This window comes from Actinoallomurus acaciae (genome assembly GCF_042429965.1).
Taxonomy (GTDB): Bacteria; Actinomycetota; Actinomycetes; order Streptosporangiales; family Streptosporangiaceae; genus Actinoallomurus; species Actinoallomurus acaciae.
On record NZ_JBHLZP010000493.1, the window covers coordinates 1 to 5,900 of the forward strand.

Genomic DNA, 5,900 nt, shown 5'->3' on the forward strand with positions numbered 1-5,900 from the left:
GTCGGAGCCGGAGGGACGGGCCGGGATGACCGCGTTCTCCGTCGGCAGGTCCGAGGCGGGCCGCTGCTGCGCGGCGGCGCCGCACCCGCAGGCCGTCGGGTCGTCCTGCTTGGCGGCGCAGGAGCCGAACTCCGGCTTGACCGGCATGGACTTCCCGGCCGTCCTGCCCGGCAGCGCGCCGAGCGAGCACGGGCCGTCGGCGGCGGGCGCCCCGATCGGGCTCCGTACGACGACGGACTCGGCGGTTCCCGGGCCGTGCTCGGTCACCATGAGCGGGTACGGAAGCTTTTCCGCCGTGCTCTGCGGCGTGGCGCCGGCGTCCGAGCCGTCCGGTGAGACGTCGACCGGCGGGAAGGCGGCGAGCCGCCGCTCCGGTGTCGGTGCGTTGTGCCACGACACCTGGATGGGGTTCCGCAGCTGGACGGGGTCCCGCTGCGCCTTGCCGGTGTGCGCCGGCGGGACGATCGTGGCGGTGATGACCCCGTGCCGGGTCTTGCCCTGCGGGAGCAGGCCGATGTGGCAGACGAGCGGGCCGGCCTTGCGCCAGTGGCACTTCGGCGGCGCGGCCAGCACCTTGAGGTTCTTGTTCGGTGTGGTCGTCAGGGCGACGTCCCGCGCCGGGACGGTGCCCCGGTTGGTCACCTCGAACGGCCAGTTGTAGGCCTTGCCCGGGACGATCGCCCCGCGCGGCCCCTTGGTGTCGACCACGACGTCGGCACGCCCGCGTGCGCGATCGCGCCCGTCGCGCCCGTCGCGGCCGTCGTGGTCCCGGTTCGGAGTCGTACGGTCGTGCGCTCTCCCGGCCTTACCGCCGGTGTGCGCGGACGCGCTACTCGTCACCTGCGGCATGACGGCCAGGCATGAGGCCGCCGCCACCGCGGTGATACTCCGGATTCCGGCACGCACGGCGCGGCCAGAAATGTCGATCATTCGTGTCCCCCGTGACCTGCTCAGACGCTGTTGTCAACGCCCCGTTGTAGCCGTCCGGGGAGGCGAACTCATAGCAGCGCGTCGGCGTGTCGTCACAAACAGTGATGGTAAAAAACCGCCTGCACAACGAAGGCCGGTAACGCGCACGGCACTTGGCGATAGTTTCCTTTAACGGTCTTTCGACCAAAAGGAAGACACCAGCGCCCGAGAAAAAGGGTCCGCCCGACCCCCTCAGAAGCCGAGGCTGTCCCCGCAGTCGACGGTCGAGGAGCCGCCGGAGCTGGTGGCGCTCTTGACCAGTTCGCCATCGACACTGAGCGTGCAGGTCAGCTCGCCGGAACCCGTGCCGTGGGCGTTCACGTCGACACTCTGGCCGTCATTGACGGTGAAGGTCCTGCTCCAGGGCGGCGACACCACCAGGCGACCACGGTGGCCGTCCGGCGCGGTGAAGGAGACGGAGGCGCGCCCGTTCCCCCGGATGGCGAACGTCACCTTGTGCGGCCCGGAATGTTCCGGCGCCTCTTCACCGGGTTCGTCGTCCGGCGGCGGTGTCGTGACGGGCGCCGCGCCGCGGGGCGAACCGAATGCCGGGCCCGTCGTCGCCGGCGTGGGCGCCGGTGACAAAGAATGGCCATTCGGTCCACCCGCCGAATGGCCGCCCGAAGAACAAGCGCCGAGCGCCAACACCAAAATCACGAAGATGATCCGCATAGCCCTCTCCAAAACGCGCGCATCGCCGTACTGGAGTGACTACAGAGTGTAGCCGCCCGATGCCGGGACGGCATCGGGGGCGCGAGGCCCACCGCGGAGACCCTCACGACGCGTGAGGGCGGCCCGCACGACGACGGGCCGCCCCCAGCCGGGGTCAGCGGGCGGAGAGTCAGCGGGCGGAGAGCAGGTCCCCCAGCTCGTCCTCGACGTCCTGGTTGGCGACGAACATCAGCTCGTCGCCGCCCTCCAGCGTGTCGTCGGGGGTGGGCACCAGCACCCGGCCCTCGCGCAGGATCGCGACCAGCGCCGTGTCCTGCGGCCACGAGACCGAGCCGACGAGCTGGCCGGCGAGCGGCGCGTCCTCGGGCAGCGTCAGCTCGACCAGGTTGGCCTCACCCTGGCGGAACGTCATCAGCCGTACGAGGTCGCCGACGCTCACGGCCTCCTCGACGAGCGCCGACATCAGGCGCGGCGTGGAGACCGCGACGTCCACGCCCCATGACTCGTTGAAGAGCCACTCGTTCTTGGGGTGGTTGATACGGGCCACCACGCGCGGGACGCCGTACTCGGTCTTGGCCAGCAGGGAGACCACGAGGTTGACCTTGTCGTCCCCGCTCGCGGCCACGACGACGTGGCAGCGTTCGAGCCCGGCGTCGTCCAGCGAGGCGATCTCGCACGCGTCGGCGAGCAGCCACTCCGCCTGCGAGACGGCCTCGACCTTGATCGAACGGGGGTTCTTGTCGATGAGAAGGACCTCGTGGCCGTTCTCCAGGAGCTCTTGGGCGATGGAGCGGCCGACCGCTCCGGCACCGGCGATGGCGACCCGCATTACTCCGCCTTCTCCTCGGGCCGCTGTGACACGGCGTCGTTGATGCGCTCCATCTCACTCGCCACGGCCATGACGTGGACCACGTCGCCGTCCTGGATGACCGTGTCGGGGTCGGGGACCAGCGCCTCGCCCATCCGGTTGAGGAAGCTCACGCGGGTCTGCGCGGCGTCCTCGAGCGCGGAGACCTTCGCCCCCACCCACTTGGGGTCGATCTGCACCTCGGCGAGCACGACGTCGCCGGTCGGGTCGCGCCACAGCGGCGCCGGGCCCTCGGGAAGGAGCCGGCGCAGCATCTGGTCGGCGGTCCAGCGCACGGTCGCCACCGTGGGGATGCCGAGCCGCTGGTACACCTCGGCACGGCGGGGGTCGTAGATGCGGGCCACGACGTTCTCGACACCGAAGGTCTCCCGCGCCACACGCGCGGAAATGATGTTGGAATTGTCGCCACTGCTCACCGCGACGAACGCGGACGCCTGTTCGATTCCGGCGTCGACGAGCACGTCGCGGTCGAAGCCGAAACCGGTGACACGGCGGCCCTTGAAACCTCCGCGCAGCCGCCGGAATGCCTCAGGGCTCTGATCGATGATGGCCACGCTGTGGCCTTTATCCTCAAGGATGTGGGCAAGTGTCGATCCGACACGCCCGCACCCCATGATCACGATGTGCACGGTCGTCCTTTCCGGCGCCGTCCGGTCCGCTTGGCTCCGTCTTGACCTGAGAAACCTACACATGGCCGGGCACGGGATAGAACTCCCGGCCCGTCCGTGGGTTCCACTGTTTTACTTGCCCATGCCACGATGGGTTTTCACGGTCCCGTTACCGACTACCATCACCGACGTGTCGAAGGCTCCCGACCTCGTCAAGAGGCTCCTGCTAGGCAGGGCGCTACGCAGCGCCCAGCAGCACGAGCAAACCCTCCCCAAGACGGTCGCCCTGCCCGTTTTCGCCAGCGACGCGCTCTCCTCCGTGGCATACGCGCCGCAGGAGATCCTGATCGCCCTCGGTATCGCGGGGCTGGCGACCTACCACTTCACCCCGTGGGTGGCCGGCGCCGTCGTCGTGATCCTTCTCACGGTGGTGGCGTCGTACCGGCAGAACGTCCGCGCCTACACCAGCGGCGGTGGCGACTTCGAGGTCGCCACCACCAACCTCGGCAGCAACTCCGGCATCGTGGTGGCGAGTGCGTTGCTCGTCGACTACGTGATGACGGTCGCGGTGTCGGTCTCCTCGGGGGTCGAGAACCTCGGCGCCCTCATCCACTTCCTCCAGCCCCACAAGGTCCTCGCGGCCATCGCCATCGTCGCGATTTTGACGATCATGAATTTGCGGGGAATCCGGGAGTCCGGGGTCGCCTTCGCGATTCCCACATATCTATTCATGTTCGGCGTCTTCGCGATGCTGCTGTGGGGCTTCGGCCGCCTCACGTTCGGCGCGCACCTGCACGCCGAGACGGCCGACCTGACCATCAAGGGGCACGAGGTCGGCGTCGGCGGGTTCGCGCTCGTCTTCCTGCTGCTACGCGCGTTCTCCTCCGGCTGCGCGGCTCTGACGGGTGTCGAGGCGATCAGCAACGGGGTCCCGGCGTTCCGCAAGCCCAAAGGCAAGAACGCCGCGACGACGCTGCTGCTCCTCGGTTCCGTGGCGGCCTCGATGTTCGCCGGCATCGTCGCGCTCGCGTACATCACCAAGGCCAAGTTCGCCGACCCGAACCTCGGCACCCACCTGATCGACAAGGCCGGGCGCGACGTCTCGGACCAGGACCCGGTCGTCGCGCAGGTCGCGCACACGGTCTTCAGCAACTTCACGCCCGGCTTCGCGTACGTGACCGTGATGACCGCCCTGATCCTCGCCCTGGCGGCCAACACGGCGTTCAACGGCTTCCCGGTGCTCGGCTCGGTGCTCGCCCAGAACCGCTACCTGCCCCGGCAGTTGCACACCCGCGGCGACCGGCTCGCGTTCAGCAACGGGATCATCATCCTCGGCACCCTGGCGGGCCTGCTCATCTACGCGTACGACGCGTCGGTGACCGCGCTGATCCAGCTCTACATCGTCGGCGTGTTCGTGTCCTTCACGGTCAGCCAGACCGGCATGGTCCGCCACTGGAACCGCCTGCTGCGCACGGAGACCGATCGCGGCCGGCGCCGCCGGATGAGGACCTCACGCGCGATCAACGCCTTCGGCGGCGTGGTCACCGGCATCGTGCTGGTCGTGGTCCTCATCACGAAGTTCCTGCTCGGCGCCTGGATCGCGTGCGTGGCCATGATCGTGCTGTTCCTGATGATGCGGGGCATCCGGCGCCACTACGACCGGATCGCCACCGAGCTGGTCGTCACCGGCGAGGATGTCGCGCTGCCGCCGCGCAACCACGCAATCGTCCTCGTATCCAAGATCCACAAGCCGACGCTTCGCGCCCTGTCGTACGCCCGTGCCACCCGCCCGTCCACGATCGAGGCGGTCACCGTCGCGGTCGACCCGGAGGAGTCCGGCGAGTTGCAGGAGGCCTGGGAGGCGCACGAGCTGCCGGTGCCGCTGAAGATCCTCGACTCGCCGTACCGGGAGATCACCCGGCCGATCCTGGAGTACGTCAAGAGCGTCCGGCGGCGCAGCCCGCGCGACGTCGTGACCGTGTTCCTGCCCGAATATGTCGTGGGACACTGGTGGGAGCACCTGCTGCACAACCAGAGCGCGCTGCGGCTCAAGACGCGCCTGCTCTTCGTGCCCGGTGTGATGGTGACGAGCGTTCCCTGGCAGCTCGCCTCCTCCGACCGCCTCAAGGGGCGCCCGGAGCCGGCCGCGCCGGGCGCCGCGCGCCGTCCGTACGCCGAACAGAACGCCGAATCGAAGGGGTCACGTGCCGCCGGTGGAATCGTCTGAACCGATCGAGCTCCGGATCGGCGCCGTCGCCAACGGCGGCTCGTGCGTGGCCCGGCACGAGGGCCGCGTCGTCTTCGTGCGGCACACCCTGCCGGGTGAGCTGGTGCTCGCCCGCGTCACCCAGGAGACCAAGAACTTCCTGCGCGCCGACGCCGTGGAGATCCTCGAGGCCTCCCCCGATCGGGTGCCCGCGCCCTGCCCGTTCTCCGGTCCCGAGCGCTGCGGCGGGTGCGACTGGCAGCACGTGGCGGTCCCGGCGCAGCGGCGCCTCAAGGCCGCGGTCGTCGAGGAACAGCTCCGCCGGGTGGCCGGAATCTCGCGCGAGGTGGTGGTCGAGGAGGTGCCGGGCGCCCCGGACGGCCTGGGCTGGCGCACCCGCGTGCAGTTCTCCGTACGCCGCGACGGCGCGGTGGGCCTCCGCCGGCACCGCTCGCACACGGTCGAGCCGATCGACGAGTGCCTGATCGCCCACCCCGAGGTGGAGGCCCTCGGCATCGAGCGCAAGCGCTGGCCCGGGGCGTCCGGCGTCGAGGCGACCGCCTCGGCCGGCACGGGC

General features: G+C 69.8%; 6 protein-coding genes. 2 read left to right on the plus strand and 4 right to left on the minus strand.

All coding sequences use genetic code 11. The features are described 5' to 3' along the window. From ACFFNX_RS39735 to ACFFNX_RS39750, 4 genes are all read right to left on the minus strand, one after another. Window positions 1–876, minus strand: an 876-nt coding sequence (locus ACFFNX_RS39735; protein WP_378211316.1) for a COG1361 family protein, incomplete at its 3' end; no start/stop codon positions are given. A gap of 285 nt (window positions 877–1,161) precedes the next feature. Beyond that, window positions 1,162–1,641 (minus strand): hypothetical protein, encoded by a 480-nt coding sequence (locus ACFFNX_RS39740; protein ID WP_378211317.1) that lies wholly within the window; start codon window positions 1,639–1,641, stop codon window positions 1,162–1,164. 169 nt (window positions 1,642–1,810) lie between these two features. Beyond that, a complete protein-coding gene (locus ACFFNX_RS39745; protein ID WP_378211319.1) occupies window positions 1,811–2,470 on the minus strand; it encodes a potassium channel family protein in 660 nt (219 codons plus the stop codon). Continuing rightward, window positions 2,470–3,138, minus strand: a complete 669-nt coding sequence (locus ACFFNX_RS39750) for a potassium channel family protein (protein ID WP_378211320.1) — start codon at window positions 3,136–3,138, stop codon at window positions 2,470–2,472. Before ACFFNX_RS39750 ends, ACFFNX_RS39745 begins: the two co-directional genes overlap by 1 nt. A gap of 169 nt (window positions 3,139–3,307) precedes the next feature. On the opposite strand from ACFFNX_RS39750, the gene ACFFNX_RS39755 reads away from it, so the two are divergent. Together ACFFNX_RS39755 and ACFFNX_RS39760 are read left to right on the plus strand one after the other, a co-directional pair. Further along, window positions 3,308–5,344 carry an APC family permease gene (locus ACFFNX_RS39755; RefSeq protein ID WP_378211322.1) on the plus strand — a complete coding sequence of 679 codons (2,037 nt, stop codon included), beginning with the start codon at window positions 3,308–3,310 and terminating at the stop codon, window positions 5,342–5,344. Beyond that, window positions 5,331–5,900 (plus strand): class I SAM-dependent RNA methyltransferase (locus ACFFNX_RS39760; protein WP_378211324.1); only part of this gene is annotated, 570 nt, incomplete at its 3' end. The genes ACFFNX_RS39755 and ACFFNX_RS39760, both read left to right, overlap by 14 nt.